Source organism: Pseudomonas sp. HMSC066A08, from assembly GCF_001813025.1.
Taxonomy (GTDB): domain Bacteria; phylum Pseudomonadota; class Gammaproteobacteria; order Pseudomonadales; family Pseudomonadaceae; genus Pseudomonas; species Pseudomonas aeruginosa.
Genome location: NZ_KV811331.1, coordinates 20,343 through 41,009 on the forward strand (window position 1 = coordinate 20,343; position 20,667 = coordinate 41,009).

22 protein-coding genes and 1 pseudogene are annotated in these 20,667 nt (G+C 68.7%); 16 read left to right on the forward strand and 7 right to left on the reverse strand.

The annotated features are described in order from the left end of the window. Window positions 1-6: 6 nt before the first annotated feature. Entirely contained in the window at window positions 7-1,455 is a 1,449-nt protein-coding gene (locus tag HMPREF2886_RS22410) for an aldehyde dehydrogenase family protein (RefSeq protein ID WP_070748406.1), read from the forward strand. Window positions 1,456-1,490: 35 nt separating this feature from the next. Here HMPREF2886_RS22410 and HMPREF2886_RS22415 read toward each other — a convergent pair whose 3' ends face one another. From HMPREF2886_RS22415 to HMPREF2886_RS22425, 3 genes are read right to left on the reverse strand one after another with little or no spacing between them, the layout of a single operon-like run. Next, a complete protein-coding gene (locus tag HMPREF2886_RS22415) occupies window positions 1,491-2,126 on the reverse strand; it encodes an IbrB-like domain-containing protein (protein ID WP_003088853.1) in 636 nt (211 codons plus the stop codon). Then, window positions 2,044-2,556, reverse strand: coding sequence for a GNAT family N-acetyltransferase (locus HMPREF2886_RS22420; RefSeq protein WP_057389061.1), 513 nt, complete (start codon window positions 2,554-2,556; stop codon window positions 2,044-2,046). Before HMPREF2886_RS22420 ends, HMPREF2886_RS22415 begins: the two co-directional genes overlap by 83 nt. Further along, complete coding sequence (locus HMPREF2886_RS22425; protein WP_033968719.1) at window positions 2,553-3,779, reverse strand: phosphoadenosine phosphosulfate reductase; 1,227 nt, start codon at window positions 3,777-3,779, stop codon at window positions 2,553-2,555. Before HMPREF2886_RS22425 ends, HMPREF2886_RS22420 begins: the two co-directional genes overlap by 4 nt. A gap of 839 nt (window positions 3,780-4,618) precedes the next feature. Between HMPREF2886_RS22425 and HMPREF2886_RS22430 the strand changes: the two genes are divergently transcribed. The 8 genes from HMPREF2886_RS22430 to HMPREF2886_RS22465 all read left to right on the forward strand — a co-directional run bounded on the left by HMPREF2886_RS22430 (window position 4,619) and on the right by HMPREF2886_RS22465 (window position 13,578). Continuing rightward, window positions 4,619-5,170 (forward strand): fimbrial protein, encoded by a 552-nt coding sequence (locus tag HMPREF2886_RS22430; protein ID WP_003120281.1) that lies wholly within the window; start codon window positions 4,619-4,621, stop codon window positions 5,168-5,170. An 86-nt stretch (window positions 5,171-5,256) separates the two neighbouring features. After that, window positions 5,257-6,003: a fimbrial biogenesis chaperone gene (locus HMPREF2886_RS22435; protein ID WP_033977665.1), complete on the forward strand. Its 747-nt coding sequence runs from the start codon at window positions 5,257-5,259 to the stop codon at window positions 6,001-6,003. Further along, window positions 5,987-8,605, forward strand: coding sequence for a fimbria/pilus outer membrane usher protein (locus HMPREF2886_RS22440; RefSeq protein WP_070748407.1), 2,619 nt, complete (start codon window positions 5,987-5,989; stop codon window positions 8,603-8,605). The genes HMPREF2886_RS22435 and HMPREF2886_RS22440 overlap by 17 nt, the downstream gene beginning before the upstream one ends. Next, window positions 8,602-9,963, forward strand: coding sequence for a fimbrial protein (locus tag HMPREF2886_RS22445; protein ID WP_070748409.1), 1,362 nt, complete (start codon window positions 8,602-8,604; stop codon window positions 9,961-9,963). The genes HMPREF2886_RS22440 and HMPREF2886_RS22445 overlap by 4 nt, the downstream gene beginning before the upstream one ends. After that, window positions 9,953-10,666 carry a fimbrial biogenesis chaperone gene (locus tag HMPREF2886_RS22450; protein WP_039026785.1) on the forward strand — a complete coding sequence of 238 codons (714 nt, stop codon included), beginning with the start codon at window positions 9,953-9,955 and terminating at the stop codon, window positions 10,664-10,666. The genes HMPREF2886_RS22445 and HMPREF2886_RS22450 overlap by 11 nt, the downstream gene beginning before the upstream one ends. Continuing rightward, the gene (locus tag HMPREF2886_RS22455; RefSeq protein WP_033977659.1) at window positions 10,663-11,520 is read left to right on the forward strand and encodes an EAL domain-containing protein; all 858 of its coding nucleotides are present in this window, start codon (window positions 10,663-10,665) and stop codon (window positions 11,518-11,520) included. Before HMPREF2886_RS22450 ends, HMPREF2886_RS22455 begins: the two co-directional genes overlap by 4 nt. Window positions 11,521-11,660: 140 nt before the next feature. After that, window positions 11,661-12,185, forward strand: coding sequence for a DUF4142 domain-containing protein (locus HMPREF2886_RS22460; RefSeq protein ID WP_003088871.1), 525 nt, complete (start codon window positions 11,661-11,663; stop codon window positions 12,183-12,185). Between the two features lie 28 nt (window positions 12,186-12,213). After that, a complete protein-coding gene (locus HMPREF2886_RS22465; RefSeq protein WP_033968735.1) occupies window positions 12,214-13,578 on the forward strand; it encodes a cation:proton antiporter in 1,365 nt (454 codons plus the stop codon). Here HMPREF2886_RS22465 and HMPREF2886_RS22470 read toward each other — a convergent pair. Together HMPREF2886_RS22470 and HMPREF2886_RS22475 are read right to left on the reverse strand one after the other, a co-directional pair. Beyond that, window positions 13,556-14,005, reverse strand: coding sequence for a DUF421 domain-containing protein (locus HMPREF2886_RS22470; RefSeq protein WP_033968736.1), 450 nt, complete (start codon window positions 14,003-14,005; stop codon window positions 13,556-13,558). The genes HMPREF2886_RS22465 and HMPREF2886_RS22470 overlap by 23 nt on opposite strands. Before the next feature lie 25 nt (window positions 14,006-14,030). Further along, window positions 14,031-14,555, reverse strand: a complete 525-nt coding sequence (locus HMPREF2886_RS22475; protein WP_033968738.1) for a hypothetical protein — start codon at window positions 14,553-14,555, stop codon at window positions 14,031-14,033. Between the two features lie 248 nt (window positions 14,556-14,803). Here HMPREF2886_RS22475 and HMPREF2886_RS22480 point away from each other — a divergent pair, with 248 nt between their 5' ends. The 6 genes and pseudogenes from HMPREF2886_RS22480 (at window position 14,804) to HMPREF2886_RS22505 (ending at window position 19,698) form a co-directional block, all read left to right on the forward strand. Further along, on the forward strand, window positions 14,804-15,193 hold the full coding sequence (locus HMPREF2886_RS22480; protein ID WP_003102170.1) for a response regulator: 390 nt from the start codon (window positions 14,804-14,806) through the stop codon (window positions 15,191-15,193). A gap of 17 nt (window positions 15,194-15,210) precedes the next feature. After that, entirely contained in the window at window positions 15,211-17,733 is a 2,523-nt protein-coding gene (ligD, locus tag HMPREF2886_RS22485; RefSeq protein ID WP_033977657.1) for a DNA ligase D, read from the forward strand. A gap of 75 nt (window positions 17,734-17,808) precedes the next feature. Then, window positions 17,809-18,024, forward strand: a complete 216-nt coding sequence (locus tag HMPREF2886_RS22490) for a PLDc N-terminal domain-containing protein (protein ID WP_003088893.1) — start codon at window positions 17,809-17,811, stop codon at window positions 18,022-18,024. 19 nt (window positions 18,025-18,043) lie between these two features. After that, window positions 18,044-18,283 (forward strand): metallothionein, encoded by a 240-nt coding sequence (locus tag HMPREF2886_RS22495; RefSeq protein ID WP_024916228.1) that lies wholly within the window; start codon window positions 18,044-18,046, stop codon window positions 18,281-18,283. A 10-nt stretch (window positions 18,284-18,293) separates the two neighbouring features. Next, window positions 18,294-18,841, forward strand: a pseudogene (locus HMPREF2886_RS22500) (CinA family protein). After that, complete coding sequence (locus tag HMPREF2886_RS22505) at window positions 18,838-19,698, forward strand: SDR family oxidoreductase (RefSeq protein WP_070748411.1); 861 nt, start codon at window positions 18,838-18,840, stop codon at window positions 19,696-19,698. The pseudogene HMPREF2886_RS22500 and the gene HMPREF2886_RS22505 overlap by 4 nt, the downstream one beginning before the upstream one ends. A 19-nt stretch (window positions 19,699-19,717) precedes the next feature. On the opposite strand, the gene HMPREF2886_RS22510 is transcribed toward HMPREF2886_RS22505, so the two are convergent. Both HMPREF2886_RS22510 and HMPREF2886_RS22515 read right to left on the reverse strand, forming a co-directional pair. Beyond that, the gene (locus HMPREF2886_RS22510) at window positions 19,718-19,906 is read right to left on the reverse strand and encodes a hypothetical protein (protein WP_003088902.1); all 189 of its coding nucleotides are present in this window, start codon (window positions 19,904-19,906) and stop codon (window positions 19,718-19,720) included. A 30-nt stretch (window positions 19,907-19,936) separates the two neighbouring features. Further along, window positions 19,937-20,170, reverse strand: coding sequence for a hypothetical protein (locus tag HMPREF2886_RS22515; RefSeq protein WP_033968745.1), 234 nt, complete (start codon window positions 20,168-20,170; stop codon window positions 19,937-19,939). A 199-nt stretch (window positions 20,171-20,369) separates the two neighbouring features. On the opposite strand from HMPREF2886_RS22515, the gene HMPREF2886_RS22520 reads away from it, so the two are divergent. Further along, window positions 20,370-20,657, forward strand: coding sequence for a DUF2513 domain-containing protein (locus tag HMPREF2886_RS22520; protein WP_003100808.1), 288 nt, complete (start codon window positions 20,370-20,372; stop codon window positions 20,655-20,657). Window positions 20,658-20,667 lie beyond the last annotated feature (10 nt).

Below are 20,667 nucleotides of genomic sequence, written 5' to 3' on the forward strand. Positions count from 1 at the left end.
TTGCAGATGAACGGACACGCCAGACACTGGATCGACGGCGCATGGCTCGATTCCGCGCAGCGGGGACAATCCTTCGACCCGGCCAGCGGCCAGCCGATCGGCACCTACGCCGACGGCGGGCGGGCCGAGGCCGACGCGGCGATCGCCGCCGCTGTGCGCGCCTTCGAAGATGGCCCCTGGAAGGACGACCACGCGCTGCGCGCGACAGCCCTGGAGGAAATCGCCGCGGCCTTCGAGCGGCATGCCGATGCGCTCATCGACCTGCTCGCCCTGGAGAACGGCAAGATCAAGCCCGAGGCCGCCTTCGAGGTCGGCATGGTGCCGGGCAAGCTGCGCTACTACGCCGGCCTGGCGCGCAGCGAACGGGGCGCCAGCGGCACGCCGCGCCCCGACGTGGTGTCGCTGGTGCTGCGCGAGCCGATGGGCGTCGCCGGCATCATCGTGCCGTGGAATTCACCGGTGGTGCTGATGATCCGTTCCCTGGCGCCGGCGCTGGCCGCCGGTACCACCACGGTGGTGAAGATGCCGGGGCAGACCGCGCAGACCAACGCCCTGGTCGCGCGGATCATCGCCGAAGCGCCGTCGCTGCCTGCCGGGGCGGTGAACATCTTCAGCGAATCGGGTTCCGAAGGCGCCCGGCGATTGATCGACGCGGCCGAGGTGCCGGTGATCAGCTTCACCGGCTCGAGCGCCACCGGCCGAGCGATTTCCGCCGCCGGCGCGCGGCACCTGAAGCGCTTCGGCCTGGAACTGGGCGGCAAGACACCGCACCTGGTGTTCGACGACGCCGACCTGGACGCCGCCTTGCCCGTGCTGGAGAAGTCGCTGACGGTGTTCGCCGGGCAGTTCTGCATGACCGGTTCGCGCCTGCTGGTGCAGCGCGGCGTCGCCGAACGGCTACGCGAACGCCTGGCGCAGCGCCTGGAAAACGTGCGCGTGGGGCCGGCGGCGGACCCGCGCAGCGACATGGGGCCGCTGATCGACAAGGCCAACGTCGAGCGCGTCGAGCGAGCCGTACGCCAGGCCATCGCCGCCGGGGCGCGGGTGGTGGTCCGCGGCGGCCCGGTAACCGAGGGCGAGCTGGCGGCCGGCGCCTTCTACCGTCCGACCCTGCTGGAGGTCGATGATCCGGACCTGGACATCGTGCAACAGGAAACCTTCGGACCTGTGCTGACCCTCCAGGTATTCGACCGCGAGGAGGAGGGCGTCGCCCTGGCCAACCGCAGCGAGTACGGGCTGGCGGCCGGGGTCTGGACCCGCGATGTCGCGCGTGCCTTCCGGGTGGCGCGGAAGATTCGCGCCGGCACCGTATGGATCAACGACTGGGCCAAGGTCTACGACGAATTCGAGGAGGGCGGCTACCGCCAGTCCGGCCTCGGCCGGCTGAACGGGGTCGCCGCCCTGGACGACTTCGTCGAGTACAAGCACATCAGCCTGACCACCGGCGCGGCCTGAGCCTGGACGAGCGGGGCGGCCGACGGCCCCGCCCGCTACTCCCAGGAGCGGGAATACACGTGTTCGCGGAACAGCTCGGGCAATCCGGAAACCTGCTTGAAGCGCAGCACCTCGTCATTGTCCATGCCCAGTTCGCGGGCCACGTCGGCCTCGCTCCAGCCGGCCTTGAGCAGGGTCACCACGATCGCCGTCATCGGCAACACGCCGTGCACGCCGCGTGCGCGGTTGTGGCGGATGGTGGCGGCGATGCGCTCGCTGTCGCCTTCGCGCCCGGCGCGTATCGCGGCGATCGGCAGGTAGCCGTGCAGACGCTGGCGCAGCGCGCCCTTGGCGCTGCCCACGCGCAGGCGGTGGAAGCCGTCGACCACCTCGTAGCGCCCGTCGGCCTGCGGATAGGCGACGATGGGCTGGGTGAATCCGTCGGACTCGATGGACAGCCTCAGCAGTCGCATCTCCGGCGGCGCGACGGTATTGGGGTTGTAGTCGTTGCCGGCGACGCGCTCGGCACGCACCCACTGCACGCAATCGACCGGCTCTTCGGCGAACGGGCTGTGCGCGTGGAGCAGCCGGCGGATCCGGTTGATGGCTTCAATCCGCTCGGCAAGCGGCAACCCGTGCAGTTCGCCGAACAGCGCCTCGGCTCGCTCCGTCAGTGTCTTTGTCTGTGCCATGGGCTTTCCTCATGAGCGTCACCCAGCTACCCCGGGTGGAATGCACGGCGAACCCGTGCGGTTCGAGAAGGTGCGCGCAGGCCTGGGGCGCGCGGGTGGTACAGGCCAGCCCGAGTTGGTCGACATGCCCGAGGACCCGCTCGCGCAGCGTCCGGAACAGCCCGCGACCGCGCGCTTCCGCACGCAGGTAGGCATCGCGCAGGCGAATCACGTCGGGATGTTGCTCCAGGCTGACGAACCCCAGTATCCGCGTGTCCCCCTGGCGGCGGAGCACGAACCAGCGGTGGTAGGGACCGTCGCTCAGCGGGTAGCCGCCGCATTCGCGGCGCACCCGGGCGCTGGCGAAGAAGCGGCCCATGCTGGCGAAGAAGGCGGCCTCGTCGTCGAACGAGCGCCACTGCAGGATCTCGCAGTCTTGCGGGCGGATCACGAGCGCTTCTCCCGACCGGGGACCAGTCTGTCGATATCGGCCTGGGAGAAGCCGAAGGACAGCGAGCGGGCCATGTCCTGCTTCAGCAGGGATAGCGCGATACGCCGCCAGGACGGCTGCTTGCGACGATTCTCCAGGGCAGGGATCCCCGCGTCCGGCCAGATGGCAAGGGGATAGTCGTGCTGCTTCCACCAGAGGATGAAACGCTCGATGCGCCGCTGGTAGATGCCGCGCAGAGGCGGCGGCATGCTGCGCAGGAGGAACTGGCTGTACTCGCGCCAGGTGCCGAAGGAGGGCGGCAGGCCAAGGCCGCCACGGTAGCCGAGGAAGCGCTGGCGACAATAGCGCGCCCCGTAGTTGGCGCCGGCGACGCGCCGGACTACCTTGAACCAGGTGCGTGGCTCGATCCGGTGGAACAGGTCGAGGCCCTTGCGCTGGTCGTCGCCATAGGGCTGGCAGATGCGCATCTGCGAGAACGGCACGCCGGCGCGGTACATCTGGTCGTAGAGGCGGTTATAGGCGTAGCCGTGGTCGGCGACGCAACGCCAGAGATCCTCGAAACGCCAGTCGTAGATCGGGAAGAAGCTCACCGCCTGCGGGTTGGCCCGGTCGCGCGCGCTCCAGGCCAGCGGCGCGGAGCCGCCCGGCGGCGTCCAGGCGCATTGTTTCGCCCGGCTCCTGCGCTTGACCGCCAGGTAGCGATTGAGCGATTCGTCCGAACGAATGCCGACCAGGAACGCGGTAGGCTCCTCCCTGGCCAGCCAGGCGTTGAAGCCGGCGACGAACTCCTCGAACTCCATGCGGTAGCGGTAGAAGGGGAAGAACGCCGGGTCGCTGATCACCCCTCGCTGCTTCGGTAGCGGGCGCACCCAGTCGGCCTCGGCGCCGGGCTCCCAGCAGCACCAGTAGGGTTCCTCCAGGCTGGAGGCGTTGCGCAGGTTGAGTGGCAGGCAGACCCACCAGGGGCGTACGTCGGGACGCCCGAGCATCTCGCTGACGTGATCGATGGTGGCCTGGTACTGCCCCTCCAGGTCGATGAACAGTACGTCCACCGGGCCGCGTCCCAGCTCGCGTGCCACGTCCAGCGCCAATTGCAGGGTGACCGAGCTGTCCTTGCCACCGGAGAAGGCGACGCAGACGCGCTCGAAGTTCCGGAATACCAGTCGGAGGCGGGATAGGGTTGCGGCATGCACATCGGCATCCTGGTAATGCTTGCCTGCCATGGGTGCGAACCTCTTCTTCTAATAACTATTGAGGGAGACCGTTGCGACGACGGTCCATGTGCAATGTTTGTTTCGGAGTTTCTCCAGGCTATTTTTTCGAGAGTCGCGGCAGCCGGCACGTTCGGCGACGTTGGACTCCGAGTCAGTGGATAACGGAAATATGTCCAGGCACTTGGCAGAGCGACGACCAACAGGCCCGACAACTGTCGTGCAGGAACTTTTTCAATGCTAGGCGAAGCCGTGGTTCGAGTTGTTGACTTGTCGCAAGACGGATTCTCCGAACAGCATCGGCGCAGCGCCCACTTGCAACGAGAGTGCGCACGCCGCCGTTGACCGGACTTCTGAGCGGCGGCGGAAAAAGCTTGCTGCGCAAGGAGAAGCGCCTGCGGGTGAACATGGAAATTGCCCGGGAAACGTCGACGATGATTATTCGTTGAATAACGGGGAAGTGCATACTTCCAACTTGGAAGTTAACTGCATGGCACCATCCATGCATTACACGGATGACGGTTTTTATTATAAGTCCAAACTGGCGAAGCCAAGCAAGAGAGGCCGGGAAGCCAGAGTTCCATAGTCGGAAATACAAGCGTTGCAATGTCGACGGATAGCGCGAAGAGGCGGCGGTACCCCGCGAAACGAGGCAGTTCCCCGAATGACGGGCACTCGAACGGATTTATAAGTCCGCCGTTCGGCGTTCACCTCGATGCCCGTGCACGGGATACTTATATCGGTGGTTCGCACCACTGATTATCGATTTGAACTCGTTCGAGTCTTTACCGCGTTCCCGGCCGAAATTAAAGGCGGGTGGACGATTATTGCCTCACACAAGGAACATAGGCATGACCAGAACTTCGAACCCATGCGCAGTGGTATTGGCCTTTGCGGCAATTGCCGCTTCGGGAACCGCGATGGCGGCAAACACTATCACATTCAGCGGCGAAGTGACCGACCAGACCTGCCAGGTCGCGGTCAACGGCTTCACCGACCCCACGGTGATCCTCGACAGCGTACCGGTGAGCGCCCTCGATGGCGCAGTGGGCCGCAGCGCCGGTGAAACCGCGTTCACCCTGCAACTCACCGATTGCGTCGCGCCGACAGCCGACGAGCACTTCACCACCCTGTTCCAGGCGACCAATCCCAGCGCCGCCGGGAACCTGGTGAACACCGCCGCCAGCGGCGCGACGGGCGTGGCGCTGCAATTGCTCGATAGCGTCGGCGGCAACCCGGTCGACCTGGCCGGTGGCGCGGCGGTGCCCGCCGGCGACATCGTGCTCGCCAACGGAGCCACCAGCACCAGCTACGACTACGCGGTGCAGTACGTCTCCGAAGCGGCGACCGTGACGCCCGGTCCGGTACTCGGCGCCGTGACCTACACGCTGCGTTACGAGTGAATGCCGGCGGCGCATGCGCCGCCCTTCCTTTTCCCAGCACTCAAGCCGGGCCCGGTCGCTGGACCGTGCCCGGCCAGGTAAGCCGCATGCCCAGACATTCGTACCGATCCGGCAGGACATCGGCGCTTCTGCTCGTCCTGCTGGTGAGCATCGCCCAGGCGCGGGCAAGCGTGGTGGTGACCGGGACCCGGGTGATCTATCCCGGCGAGGCACGGGAGAAGACCGTGCAGCTGAGCAATCGCGATGCGTTTCCCAACGTCGTCCAGGCCTGGGTCGACATCGACGCCCCGGACGTGCCGCCGGACCAGGCGGACGCGCCGTTCCTGGTCAACCCGGCGGTATTCCGCATGGCCCCGGACAGCGGCCAGACGCTGCGCATCGTCTACACCGGGCAGGGCCTGCCGGGCGATCGCGAATCGCTGTTCCATCTCAACGTCCTGCAGATCCCTCCACGCAACAGCAGCCATGCGGAGCGGAACCAGATGCTGCTGATGCTGCGCAATCGCCTGAAGCTGTTCTACCGCCCGGCGGGCATCCAGGGCCGTCCCGAGGACCTGCCCGGGCAACTGCGTTTCGCACTAGTCCGGCGCAGCGCCGGCTGGGCGGTGCGGGTGGAGAACCCGAGCGGCTACTACGCCTCGTTCGCCAGCGCCACGCTCAGCGTCGGCCAGCGCCGCTGGCGCTTGCGCAGCGGCATGCTGGAGCCGCGCAGCCATGCCGAATGGCAGGCCGAAACCCGAGAAGCCCTGCCGCCGGGACGCGTGCGCCTGCACGCGCTGCTGATCAACGACTACGGCGCCCATATGGATATCCGTCATGACCTATCGCCATGAACGCCGCTGCCGCACCGGCACGGCCCTGATGGCGGGCGGCATGGCACTGGCGGCGAGCGCCTTCGCTCATGCCCAGCCCGGCTACGAATTCGACGATCGCCTGTTGCTCGGCTCTTCCCTGGGCGGCGGCGACCTGTCGCGCTTCAACCAGGACGGTCGGATCGATCCGGGCCGCTATCACGTCGATGTCTACCTCAACGAGCGCTTCGCCAGCCGCAGCGAAGTGAGTTTCCGCGCCAACCCCGCCAGCGGCGCGGTGGAGCCCTGCCTCGACGAAGACTTCCTGCGCCAGCGCCTCGGCGCCAAGCCTGGCGAGGATCCGCGCAAGAGCGGCGAAGGGCGCCACTGCGCCTTTCTCGGTGCGCGCCTGCCCGGCTCGCGGTTCAGCCTGGACGTCGCCCGCCTGCGCCTGGATCTCTCGGTGCCGCAAGCCTTGCTCGACCTCAAGCCGCGCGGCTACGTCAGCCCCGAGGAGTGGGACGCCGGCGACAGCATGGGCTTCGTCAACTACGACACCAACCTCTATCGCTCCGACTACCGCGGCGGCGAATCGGGACGATCGGACTACGCCTATGTCGGCCTGAACAGCGGCATCAACCTCGGCCTGTGGCGTTTGCGCCACCAGTCCAACTACACCTATTCCCGCTACAACGGGCAGGCCAGGCGCAAGTGGAACAGCATCCGCACCTATGCCCAGCGCGCCTTGCCGGCCTGGCGCAGCGAACTGACGGCGGGGGAGAGCTACACCGCCGGCAACCTGCTCGGCAGCATCGGCTACCGCGGCCTGAGCCTGGCCACCGACGACCGCATGCTGCCCGAGTCCCTGCGCCGGTATGCGCCGCAGGTGCGCGGCACCGCGGCCACCGCGGCGCGTGTGGTGATCAGCCAGAACGGCAGGAAGATCCGCGAGGTGAATGTCGCTCCCGGTCCTTTCGTCATCGACGATCTCTACGACAGCGCCTACGCCGGCGATCTGGATGTCCAGGTGCTCGAAGCCGATGGCAGCGTATCGAGCTTCAGCGTACCGTTCGCCTCGGTCCCGGAGTCCATGCGTCCGGGCCTGTCGCGCTACAGCTTCACCCTGGGCCAGGCGCGCCAGTACGGCGACGGCGACGACCTGTTCGCCGACTTCACCTACCAGCGCGGCATGAGCAACGCCCTGACCGCCAACCTGGGACTGCGTGTCGCCGACGACTACCTGGCCATGCTGGGCGGCGGCGTCCTCGCCACCCGCTTCGGCGCCTTCGGCCTGAACAGCACCTATTCCAGCGCACGCGTCGAGGATGGCGCGCGCAAGCAGGGCTGGCGCATCGGGCTCGACTACAGCCGGACCTTCCAGCCCACCGGCACTACCCTGACCCTGGCCGGCTACCGCTACTCCACCGAAGGCTACCGCGAACTCGGCGACGTGCTCGGCTCGCGCGACGCACTGCGCCACGGCGACACCTGGGATTCCGGCAGCTACAAGCAGCGCAACCAGTTCAACCTGCTGGTGAGCCAGGCCCTCGGCGGCTACGGCAACCTCTATCTTTCCGGCTCCTCCAGCGATTTCTACGACGGCAAGAGCCGCGACACCCAATTGCAGTTCGGCTACTCCAATACCTGGGGGCAGTTGAGCTACAACCTCGCCTGGTCGCGGCAGACCACCACCTACTACCAGGAGCAGGGCGACCAGGACCCTGGCGTCGAGCTGCTCCGGCGCGACCGGCGTAGCGGCCAGCGCAACGACACCCTGACCCTCAGCGTCTCCATGCCGCTGGGTTCTTCCAGTCGGGCGCCGACGCTCAGCGCCATGGCTACCCGGCGCTCCGGCGACAGCCGTGGCGGCAGCCTGCAAACCGGGCTGAACGGTACGCTGGGCGACGAGCGTACCTGGAGCTACGCGCTGTCCGCCAACCGCGACAGCGAGGTCGCCGACACCACCTGGAACGGCACGTTGCAGAAGCAGGCGGCGCTGGCCACCGTGAATGCCGGCTATGCCCAGGGCGATCGCTACCGGCAATACAACGGCGGCATCCGTGGCGCGCTGGTCGCCCACCGCGACGGGCTGACCCTGGGCCCCAGCGTCGGCGACACCTTCGCCCTGGTCGAGGCCAAGGGCGCCAGCGGTGCCGCGATACGCGGCGGGCAGGGCGCGCGCATCGACGGCAACGGCTATGCGCTGGCCCCCTCGCTGTCGCCCTATCGCTACAACCCGATCTCCCTCGACCCCGTCGGCATCGATCCCGACGCCGAACTGCTGGAAACCGAGCGCAAGGTCGCGCCCTACGCCGGTGCCAGCGTGCGCGTGACGTTCAGGACGCTGACCGGCCATCCGCTGCTGATCCAGGCGCGGCGCGAGGACGGCAGTGTGCTGCCGCTCGGCGCCGTGGTGGTCGACGACGGCGGGGCGGCCATCGGCATGGTCGGGCAGGGCGGCCAGGTCTATGCGCGCGCGGAAAACCAGCGGGGCAGGTTGCTGGTGCAATGGGGGACGGCGCGCAAGGAGCGTTGCGAGTTGCCCTACGACCTCTCCGGAGTGCCTCGCGACCAGGCGCTGATCCGCCTGCGCGGCACCTGCCGGGCAGCCACCACCGACTCCAACCCGGAGAACGCCAGATGAACCGCACGATTTCCCTGCTGCCCGCGCTGGCCTTCGGCGTGTTGCTGGGGTTTCCCGCCAGTGGCCAGGCGACCTGCTACCGGGTCACCTCGGTAGGCAGCGAGACGACCACCTCGAACACCCAGATCCGCCCGGGCGAAGGTACCGCCGGCAGCTGGACCGGCGCCTGCGATACCTGCAACGGCTCGCTCGGCCTGCCCAGCGTGGTCAACGTCAGCGACGAGAGTTTCCAGCCCTATCCGACGCTCATCGCCAGCGCGGTGGCGCCGCTGACCCAGTACGGCGCCACCGGCGGCTACGACCCCGAACGGGTGTTCTTCCGCTGTAGCGCCGGGGATGCCGTCTACGAGATGTTTTCTACCAACGGCGACGACCTCTATAGCGGCTACTACACCGGCGCCGACACGGTGGGCAACGACATCGGCCTGCAGGACGCCTACCGGACCGCCTGGCCCAACGTGCTGCTGCGCCTGACCAACGTCGAGACGGGGGAAACCATCACGCCGATCTGGAAGGAGCGCCAGCTCTCCGGGCTGGACATCGACTCGCGCGGCTTCCAGCTGGTCAAGGCGAAGGACCTCGCCGCGGTACGCGCCGAGCTGTACAGCGCGCCGCTGGAGGCGATCCGCTACTACTCGCCGACGATCCTCTCGCAGCCCTATTCCTACACCCAGCCGGCGGCCTACATCGCCATCAAGGGGCCGGGCCTGACCGCGCCGACCGTCGGCCAGGCGCACGTGGGCGGCAACTGGGGCGGCTGGTACAGCAACTGGCCGGGTGCCATCGGCCTGTACCGCTACGTGACCCTGAAACGCTATCCCACCTGCGCGGTGATGACGGTCACCCCGCACGTGCAGTTCCCGCCCATCACCCTGGCCGAGATCGATAGCGGCGGCGTGCGCGAGGCGCCCTTCGAACTCACCTTCAAGTGCCAGAGCGGCATGACCAACGGCACCGGGGCCGGCGCCACGGCGCTGGGCATCCGCGTGTCCAGCGGGGCCCTGGCGGCCAGCCCGGCGCTGGGCCTGGTCAACGCCAGTGGCGGACTGTCCTACCTGCTCTCCGACCGTTACGGGGAGCCGGGCATTGCCCGTGGGGTCGGCATCCGCATCTACCGCGACGGCACGCCGATGACGCTCCTGGCCAACGAGAACTCCGCCGGCGGCAGCAACGCCGAGGCCACCGGCTGGTACCCGGCCATCGGTGGCGCGACCCAGGCCAACGGCGGTAGCGGCGGCATCGACCTGTACCGCGAAACCTTCCGCGCGCGCCTGGAGAAGCTCGCGCTCGGCAGCCAGCCCGGCGTCACGGCGGGGCGCGTCTCGGCCACGGCGCAGGTGGTGATCCGTGTCCAGTAGGCGCGCGCTCGCGCTGCTGGCCATGCTTTGCCTCGCGCCGACGAGCGAGGCCGGAGTGACCGCGGAGCGCACCCGCCTGGTGTTCGTGGAGGGCCAGCGCGAGGCCTCGTTGTTGCTGGTCAACCAGAATCCCTACCCGGTGCTGGTGCAGGCGTGGGTCGATGACGGCGCCCTCGACGGCGAACCGGATACCGCGCTGGCTCCGTTCCTGCCGCTGCCGCCCGTATTCCGCCTGGAGCCGGGACGCCAGCGCAGCCTGCGCCTGCTGGCTACCGGCCAGGCCCAGGCACGGGATCGCGAATCGCTGTACTGGCTGAACATCTACGAGATCCCCCCGCAAGCCACCGCCGAGGCCGCTGGCCGGCCCCGCCTCACGCTCACCCTGCGAACCCAGATGAAGGTGCTGTACCGCCCGCACGGCCTGCATCCGCACGCCGAGGACGCGGCCGCCGAACTGGGCTTCGCGCTGCGCGACGAGACCCTGCGGGTGGACAACCCGACGCCGTACTTCGTGTCCCTGGCGGGGCTGGTGCTGGAGATAGGGGAGACGCGCCTGGAGCTGCCCGGAACGCTGCTGGCTCCGCGCTCGCAACGACGCCTCGGCCTGCCGCGGCGGGTGGAAGGGGGGACGCGCGGCGAGGTGGCGTTCGACTGGATCGACGACAACGGCGTCAGCCGCCAGGAAAGGAAAGCTCTACAGTGAACAGTTCCCCACAGGCTCGCCAGCACGAGCACCCGCCGGCCGTTGCCGCCTCCCTGGCCGGCGACCTGCGCCTGGCCCGGCGTTTCCAGGCCGCCCTGGCGCGCGGCCGGGTGCGCCTGGACTGGCAGGCGGTTCGGCATGCCGGGCATCCGGAATGGGAGCCGCTCTACCGGGAAACCCTGCTCAGGGTCACGGCCGCCAGCGGCGAACCGCCGTTGCCGACCCAGGAACTGGTTCTGGCGCTGGAGCGGCTCGGCCTGGTACGCCTGCTCGATCGCTGCGTGCTGGGCACGGTCCTCGACCGGCTGAACGCCGAGCCTACCTTGCGCCTGGCCTGCAACCTGTCGCGCCAGAGCGCGGCGATGGATGCCTGGTGGGAAGCCGTCTGCCGGTGGCTGGCCGCCCGTCCGCAGGTGGCACGGAGGCTGACGCTGGAGCTGACCGAGACCGCCGCGGGCGAGAGAGCCGCGACCCGGGAGTTCATCCGACGCCTGCGCGAACACGGCGTGCGCATCGCGATAGACGACTTCGGCGCGGCGCACAACAACCTGGACTTCGTTCTCGATGCCCGTCCCGATGTGATCAAGATCGATTGCCGGTATACCCGCGAAGCACGTCGCTCGGCGAAGGGCGCCGAAGTGCTGCGCCATCTGCTGGCCCTGTGCCGCGAACTGGCGCCCTGCGTGGTCCTGGAAGGTCTCGAGGAGGACGATGCGTTCGCCCGGCTGCCGACCGGGGACGTCTATCTCCAGGGCAACGCGGTCGCGCCGCCGATGCGGGTCGAACCGCCGCTGTCCGTACGCCGGCCGAAGAGCCGGGCGCGGATCGAGGCGCTGGCGAGCCGCCAGGGCTGACCGGGGAGGGCGCCCGGCCTGGCACGGTCGGCGAAAAATCTGAACGGTCGGCCGGCGGCGCCGTCACAGCAGCGACGATGCCGAGGTGCGTTGTGCCGAAGTCCCGGCATTTTTTCCCTGTCACGCCAACGGAGTCGACCATGAACAGAGCAATCAGCCTTCCCCTCAAGGGAGCCGCCTGGCTCCTGCTGGTCCTGGCCCTGCCTTTCGCCAACGCCCAGGACATGAACAAGACCGCGCCACAGACCTTCGTCAGCGAGGCCTCGGCGGCCGGCGTGGCGGAAATCGAAGCCGGCAAGATGGCGCTGGAAAAGAGCACCGCCGCCGATGTGAAGGTATTCGCCAAGCAGATGATCGACGACCACGGCAAGGTCAACGCCGAACTGCGCAGCCTGGCCGAGCGCAAGAAACTGGAGGTCGAAGACGACGCCAGCCTGACCGACAAGGCCAAGGCGACCCTGCTCGACCTGCGCGACGCCTCCTTCGACCCGGCCTACGCCAATAACCAGGTGGCGGCCCACGAAAAAGCCGTGGAACTGTTCACCCAGGCCGCGGACAACCTGACCGACCCGGAACTGCAGGCATTCGCCAAGACCCATCTGCCGGCCCTGAAGCACCACCTGGAGATGGCCCGCGCGCTGGCCAAGGCGCACCCATCCAAGTAACGCCCCCGCGGGCGGAGCCTGGCCAGGCATGAGTTTCAGCCTGTGGTTGCTGGTACTGGGCTGCATCCTGCTGACGCTCGGCCTGGCCTCGGCCTACCTGCGCCTGCTGCCGGTCAGCACCTCGTTCATCTACCTGCTGTTCGGCCTGGCCATCGGCCCGGCCGGGCTGCACGCCTGGCGCAGCGGCCTGGCGGACATCAGCGGCTGGTTCGAACACCTCAGCGAGGCGGCGTTGCTGATCTCGCTGTTCATCGGCGGCCTCAAGCTGCGCCTGCCGTTGCGCTCGCCGGCCTGGACCGCTGCCTGGCTGTTGGCCGGACCGGTCCTGCTCGGCTGTATCCTCGGCCTTACCCTGGGCGCGCATTTCCTGTTCGGCCTGGACTGGGGGCTGGCCTTGCTGGTCGCGGCGATCCTCGCGCCCACCGACCCGGTCCTGGCCAGCGACATCCAGGTCAACCACGCCGGCGACGACGACCGCCTGCGCTACGCCGTATCCGGCGAGGCGGGACTCAACGATGGCATCGCCTTCCCCTTCGTCATCGCCGCCCTGCTGCTGATCGGTCAGGGCGGCGGCCTGCCCGGGGAGTTCGACCGCAGCGGCCTGGACTGGCTGCTGCGCGACGTGCTCTGGGCGATTCCGCTCGGCCTGCTGGTGGGCTATTGCCTGGGCCATGGTCTCGGCCGCCTGGCCATCCACCTGCGGGCGCGGCACACCGACACCTCGGTGTCGGCCAACGATTTCCTCGCCCTGGCGCTGATCGCGCTGTCCTATGTCGGCGCCGACGCACTGGGCGGCTGGGGCTTCCTCGCCAGCTTCGCCGCCGGGATCGGCCTGCGCCACGCCGAGGTGGCGACGCTGGGGCGCGCCTCGGCACCGGCCGAGGCGCAGGCGGCCGCCGCCGACGTGCGCGAAGCAGGGCAGGCCAGCGGCGCCATCGAATATGGCGCCGACCGCAGCGAACACCCGAAGGTGGCCGCCGGCGCGGTGATGCTCGACGTGCTCTCCTTCGGCAACCTGCTGGAGCGTTCGCTGGAAGTGCTGCTGGTGACCCTGCTCGGCGCCATGCTCTACCAGCACTGGGACTGGCGCGCGCTGCCGCTGGCGCTGCTGCTGTTCTGCGTGTGCCGGCCGGCGATGGTCTGGCTGCTGGTCGGCCGGCGGCTGATGCACCCGACGCAGCGGCGCCTGCTCGGCTGGTTCGGCATCCGCGGCATCGGCAGCCTGTACTACCTCAGCTACGCGCTGAACCAGGGGCTGCCTACGGCGCTCGCGCATACCGCCAGCGACCTGGTGCTGAGCCTCGTCGCCCTGAGCATCTGCGTGCACGGCCTGAGCATCCAGCCGCTGCTGATGCGCCACGCGCGCAGCGTCAGTCGCCGCGATCGGGAATGATCGAGATCTTGCCGTTCTTCTCGAGGATGGCGAAGCGGATCTGCTCCATGCGTTCCAGGCCCTGGGTCTCGCGGGCGGCCAGGAGAATGTCTTCCTCGCGCAGGCGGGCCTCGGCCAGGCGCGCGTGCAATGGCCTGCCGTACTCGACGATGAGCGTCGGCGAGCCCTCGATCAGGGTGTCGAGCTTCGGATGGCGCAGCTTGAGCAGGGACAGGCCGACGTCGATGAGGATCAGGGTGATGATCACCAGTACCGCGTTGACCAGCGAGAAGTCGTCGCCCAGCAGCGCCTGCTGGGTGGCTTCGCCGATGATCATCAGCAGCAGCAGGTCGAAGGTGGTGATGTCGGTCAGGGAACGCCGCCCGGCGATGCGGAAGAGTACCAGCAGGACCAGGTAGAGCGCGGCGGCTCGCAGTACGGAATCCATCGTGCGCCTCCTCGGAACGGATGACTCAGGGGTAGATGAACTGGTCGAAGGCCAGGCTCTCGCCGGCGAACTCCAGTCGACTGGCGACTTCGCCGAGCCGGTTCGGCAACAACGTCAGGAACAGGCTCAGGCGACCGTCTTCGTCGAGCCTTGCCTCCAGTTCCAGGCCGCCCCGCCAGCTGTGACTGCGCAGCGGTTGCGGTTGCAGGCTCTGGATGCTGTGCGCCTGTAGCAGACCGCCGCCCAGGCGCACGCCGACCTCGGCGCCCGGCGCGCCGCGCAGATCGATGCGCAGGCGGCTGGCGGCGCCGCTGCGTTCGAAACGCTCGTAGGCCAGGGTCAGCCTGCCGCTGTCGCTGACCAGCGTCCGCGAACTCAGAGGTCCGCCGGCGAACACCCCGGTCAGCGCCAGGAGGATCACCCCGAGCAGGACCCACAGGCCCGCCCGTTCGAAACGCCAGGCGCGGCGCTGGCTTTCCAGGCGCTCCGGGATCGGGTACTCGCGCTGGACGAACGCATCGTCTGCGGCGTCTTCCGGGGCAGGGCGCATGGCTGGCTCCTTCGCTCGCGGTCTCTCAGGCTGGACCCCGTTCGAGGCGGTTGGTGCCGGCGGGCTTACCAGCGGTCCGCGCGGGTCGGGCAATCTGCACGATGGGCAGGCGTCTTCCGGGCACTCTGCTGATCGCACTTTGCGATCAATCCGCGCCCGATCGCCGTGCCCATGCTGCTCCGGCGCAAGCGGGGCGGACGGCGCGAACCTTGCAGCGAAGCCTTCCCGACAATCCGACAGGGAGAACCATGGTGAACGGAGAAAACAAGATCGTCCTGGTCCTCGAAGAACACGCCGACCAGCTCTGGCGGATCGAGGAGTTCCTCCTCGATCGAGGCTACGCGGTGCTCAGCGCGGCGAGTCGCGACGAAGCCCTCGACCACCTGGCCTCGGACGCGGTGATCGACCTGTTCCTGCTCAGCGAGCAGCTCGAAGGTCCTCTGAGCGGCAGCATGCTCATCGAAACCAGCCTGCCGGTGCGCCCACGGATGCGGGTGATCCTGCTCAGCGACAGCGCTCGCGTCGGCATCGACCCGGCGGCACCCTATCCGGTGCTGCTCAAACCGGTGACCCTGGAGGAACTGGGGAAAGCCATCGACATGGTCCTGCACAGCGCGCCGGTCTGCCCCGGCGTCTGACCACCGAGGAGCCCGCCATGCCCAGCAGCAAGCCGCTCGCCGAGTACGCCCGCAAGCGCGATTTCCGCCAGACCCCGGAGCCCAGCGGCCGCAAGCCTCGCAAAGACAGCAGCGGGCTACTCCGCTATTGCATCCAGAAACACGACGCCAGCCGCCTGCACTACGACTTCCGCCTGGAGCTGGATGGCACCCTGAAGAGCTGGGCGGTGCCCAAGGGGCCGTGCCTCGACCCGGCGGTGAAGCGGCTCGCGGTGCAGGTCGAGGACCATCCGCTGGACTATGCCGATTTCGAAGGCAGCATCCCCCAGGGGCACTACGGCGCCGGCGATGTCATCGTCTGGGACCGAGGCGCCTGGACGCCTCTGGACGATCCGCGCGAGGGCCTGGAAAAGGGCCATCTCAGCTTCGTCCTGGATGGCGAGAAACTCTCCGGGCGTTGGCACCTGATCCGCACCAACCTGCGCGGCAAGCAGCCCCAGTGGTTCCTGGTCAAGGCCAAGGACGGCGAGGCGCGCAGCCTGGATCGCTTCGACGTGCTGAAGGAGCGTCCCGACAGCGTGCTCAGCGAGCGTACGCTGCTGCCCCGCCATGGCGAAGCCGCCACGCCCGCGGCCAGGCCGGCGCGACGCGGCAAGAGCGGGGGGAAGACGCCGATGCCCGAATGGATCGCCCCCGAGCTGGCCAGCCTGGTCGAGCAGCCTCCGCGAGGGGAGTGGGCCTACGAACTCAAGCTGGACGGCTATCGGCTGATGAGCCGCATCGAAGACGGCCGCGTGCGCCTGCTGACCCGCAACGGCCATGACTGGACCGAACGCCTGCCGCACCTGGAGAAGGCCTTGGCCGGGCTCGGTCTGCAGCGCAGTTGGCTGGACGGCGAACTGGTCGTCCTCGACGAGGAGGGTCGACCGGACTTCCAGGCCCTGCAGAACGCCTTCGAGGAAGGTCGCGGCGAGAATATCCTGTACTTCCTCTTCGACCTGCCGTACCACGAAGGCGAGGATCTGCGCGATGTCGCCCTGGAGCAGCGCCGCGCGCGCCTGGAGGCGCTGCTGGAAGGGCGCGACGAAGACCCGCTGCGGTTCTCCGCGACGCTCGCGGAAGACCCCCGCGACCTGCTGGCCAGCGCCTGCAAGCTCGGCCTCGAAGGCGTGATCGGCAAGCGCCTGGGCAGCGCCTACCGTTCGCGCCGCAGCAACGACTGGATCAAGCTGAAGTGCCAGTTGCGCCAGGAGTTCGTGATCGTCGGCTATACCGAGCCGAAGGGCTCTCGCCGGCATATCGGCGCCTTGCTGCTCGGCCTCTACAGCCCTGACGAGGAGCGCCGGCTGCGCTATGCCGGCAAGGTCGGCAGCGGCTTCACCGCGGCCAGCCTGAAGAAGGTCCGTGAGCGCCTGGAACCCCTCGCGGTGCGCTCCAGCCCATTGGCGAAGGTGCCGCCGGCGCGCGAGACCGGGTCGGTGCAGTGGGTGCGCCCGCAACAACTGTGCGAGGTTTCCTATGCGCAGATGACCCGTGGCGGGATCATCCGCCAGGCAGTGTTCCACGGTTTGCGCGAAGACAAGCCGGCGCGCGAGGTGACCGGCGAGCGTCCCGCCGGCCCGCCGCCGCTGCGCGGCGCGCGCAAGGCCGGCGCCGGTGCGTCGCGGGCGGCCACCGCCGGCGTGCGCATCAGCCACCCGCAGCGGCTGATCGACCCGTCGATCCAGGCCAGCAAGCTGGAACTCGCCGAGTTCCATGCGCGCTACGCCGACCTGCTCCTGCGCGACCTGCGCGAGCGCCCGGTGTCGCTGGTGCGCGGCCCCGACGGAATCGGCGGCGAACTGTTCTTCCAGAAGCACGCGGCGCGCCTGAAGATCCCCGGCATCGTCCAGCTCGACCCGGCGCTCGATCCCGGTCATCCGCCGCTGTTGCAGATCCGCAGCGCCGAGGCGCTGGTCGGCGCGGTGCAGATGGGCAGCATCGAGTTCCATACCTGGAACGCCAGCCTGGCCAACCTGGAGCGGCCCGACCGTTTCGTCCTCGACCTCGACCCGGACCCGGCGCTGCCGTGGAAGCGCATGCTCGAAGCGACCCAGCTGAGCCTGACGCTGCTCGACGAGCTGGGCCTGCGCGCCTTCCTCAAGACCAGCGGCGGCAAGGGCATGCACCTGCTGGTGCCGCTGGAGCGCCGGCATGGCTGGGACGAGGTCAAGGATTTCGCCCAGGCCATCTCCCAGCACTTGGCGCGCCTGATGCCGGACCGTTTCTCGGCGGTTTCCGGGCCGCGCAACCGGGTCGGCAAGATCTTCGTCGACTACCTGCGCAACAGCCGCGGCGCCAGCACCGTGGCCGCCTACTCGGTGCGCGCCCGCGAAGGGTTGCCGGTGTCGGTACCGGTGTTCCGCGAGGAACTCGACTCGCTGCAGGGTGCCAACCAATGGAACCTGCGCAGTCTGCCGCAGCGCCTCGACGAACTCGCCGGCGACGATCCCTGGGCCGACTACGCCGGCACCCGCCAGCGCATCAGCGCGGCCATGCGACGCCAGCTCGGGCGCGGCTGACCGTCCGCGAAAAAGGCGGAACTCCCCCGGCGCACAGGCCCTCCACCGTGCAACGAGATGCCGAGGAGGCCCCCGATGGATACCGCCTACCTGATCCTCGCGCTGCTGGTCCTGTTGCTCCTGGTGGATGCCTGGGCCATCAACAGCGTGCTCCGCAGCGACAGCTCCGCCAGTCGCAAGCTCGGCTGGTCGCTGCTGATCCTGCTCCTGCCCGTGCTCGGCCTGGTCCTCTGGGGCTGGACCGGCCCCCGTGGCCTGCGCCCGGTGACCTCGCCGGAACACAGCAAGTGAACCCGACTGGAGACTGCCCATGAACAGCGAAACCTGTGCCTGTCCCAAATGCACCTGCCGGCCCGGCGCCGATGCCGTCGAACGCGACGGCCAGCATTACTGCTGCGCGGCCTGCGCCAGCGGCCACCCCCAGGGCGAGCCGTGTCGCGACGCCGATTGCCCCTGTGGCGGCACCACCCGGCCCCAGGTGGCGGAGGATCGCCAGCTGGACGACGCGCTGAAGGAGACCTTTCCCGCCAGCGACCCGATCTCGCCCTGAGGAGCGTGCCATGCCCGACGTGCTGCTCGCGGACGAAGCTTCCCGCCTGGTGGCCTACCTGCGCAGCGCCGACCTCAGCCTGATCACCGCGGAATCCTGTACCGCCGGACAGATCAGCGCCGAACTGTCGGCGGTGGCCGGCAGCGGCAAGGTGATGGAAGGCGGCTTCGTCGTCTATTCGCCGGCGGCCAAGCTCGCCCTGCTGGGGCTCGACCCGAACTGGCTGGAGCGTTTCAACCTGACCAGCGTGGAGGTCGCCGAGGCCATGGCCAGGGCGGCCCTGCAACGCAGTCCGGCGAGCGCCGCGCTGGCGGTCACGGGATTGCTCGGCAGCGAAGCGAAGGACGGCATCCCGCCCGGCACCGTGTGCTTCGCCTGGGCCTTCCAGCTACCCGCCGGCCTCGCCCTGTTCTCGCGCCGCGAGCGCTTCCACGGCGACCCCGCGCGGATGCGCCGGGAAGCCACCCGCTGGGCGCTGCGGCGCCTGCCCGAATTCCATCAACGCGCCTTGCGCGGCGAACGCGCCTGAGGCGCCCGACAGAGAGGAAACCACCATGAGCGAACAGCGACAGACCCTGCCGGCGCAGCACCAGGACCAGCGCCCCGGCCACGAAAGCGAGATGCAGCCGAAGCCGGAGTTCGTTTCCGCCGATTACCGTCCGGCGGCCAAGCTGGAGGGCAAGGTGGCCCTGGTCACCGGCGGCGACAGTGGCATCGGCCGCGCGGTGGCGGTGGCTTTCGCCCGCGAGAAGGCGGATGTGGTGCTGGTCTACCTGGATGAGAACGAAGACGCGGCGAAGACCCGCGAGATCATCGAGTCGCTCGGCCGCCAGTGCCTGGCGTTCGCCGGCGACGTCGCCGACGCCGGCTTCTGCCGCCAGGTGGTGGACACGCTAAGGCAGAAATGGGGGCGCCTCGACGTGCTGGTCAACAACGCCGGCGAGCAGCATCCGCAGGCGCGCCTGGAGGACATCAGCGAAGAGCAGTGGGAGAAGACCTTCCGCACCAACATCTTCGGCATGTTCCAGTTGACCAAGGCGGCCCTGCCGCTGATGGGCAAGGGCGGGGCGATCATCAACACCACCTCGATCACCGCCTACAAGGGCAACCCCCAGTTGATCGACTATTCCTCGACCAAGGGCGCGATCACCTCGTTCACCCGCTCGCTGTCGATGAACCTGGTCAACCGCGGCATCCGCGTCAACGCCGTGGCCCCGGGCCCGATCTGGACGCCGCTGATCCCGTCCACCTTCAGCGACGAGAAGGTCGCCCACTTCGGCGCGGAGACGCCGATGGGCCGGCCCGGCCAGCCGGAGGAACTGGCCGCCAGCTACGTCTACCTGGCCTGCAACGACTCGTCCTACGTCAGCGGCCAGGTGCTGCACGTCAACGGCGGTACCGTGGTCAACGGCTGAGGCGCCGCGGCGGCCGCGTTCACTCGCGTGCCGCCGCCGGCAGCAGGGGGTAGACCCGCACCGCGCTCAGACGCTGCGGGAACAGCAGGGGATAGCAGAGTTGCAGGCGAACGTGCGCCTCGCTGGTGCTGAGGGTTGGCGCGAAAGTGGTGAGCACGGTCCGGCCGGGTTGTCCGGCGTCTGAGAAATGAACCATGAAAGCCTGCATCGGAGCGCTCCTGCCGGGATACGGGAAAGGTCACTGCTCAGTGAAGCTGCGCTCCAGCTCTCGCGCCAGTTCGCGCACCGACCGTTCGCAACGGCACTCCTCCTGGCTGACGCCGGCGACCGTGGTGGCCGCGGCGGCTGGCCGCCGCGCGCTGGCAACGGTCACCGTGAGGCTGCCGTCGGCGGCCCTGCGGCAGCGGAAACGCGAGGAACAGGTGCTGGCGTTGAGGATGCGTTCGATCTGGCGCAGGGGAAGCATGGTCATGACGGGCTCGCATCGGTTTCTGGCAACGAATCTGTAACGACTCTGTACGGGTTACAGAAGCCGATATCGGCCAGGGGTTCCCTTTCGTGGACGAGCGGCCCCCAGCCGCCGGCGAAAAAGAATGAACCATCGCCGCGCCCGCGACTCCGCTTCTAGGTAGCCGGAACGGCCGGCCGCGACGCAGACAAGGAGCATGCCGATGAAACGCGACTGGGGGTTGATCAGGGATCTGCTGGAGCATTTGGAAAGCCTTGGCTTCGGCCAGCACTGGGAAGCACGCGAGCTACCCGGTCATTGCCGCGAGGCGGTGGCCTACCACTTGCAGTTGCTCAACCAGGCGCAGCTGCTCTGCGGCAGCGTCCAGCATTCCTGGACCGGCCAGGAGCAATGGGTGGTCCACCACCTGACCCTGGCCGGCCACGACCTGCTCGACCGCCTGCGCCAGGAAAGCGCGGCCGCCGCCGTGCCGGTACGCAAGAGCGCCTGAGAAAACCCCG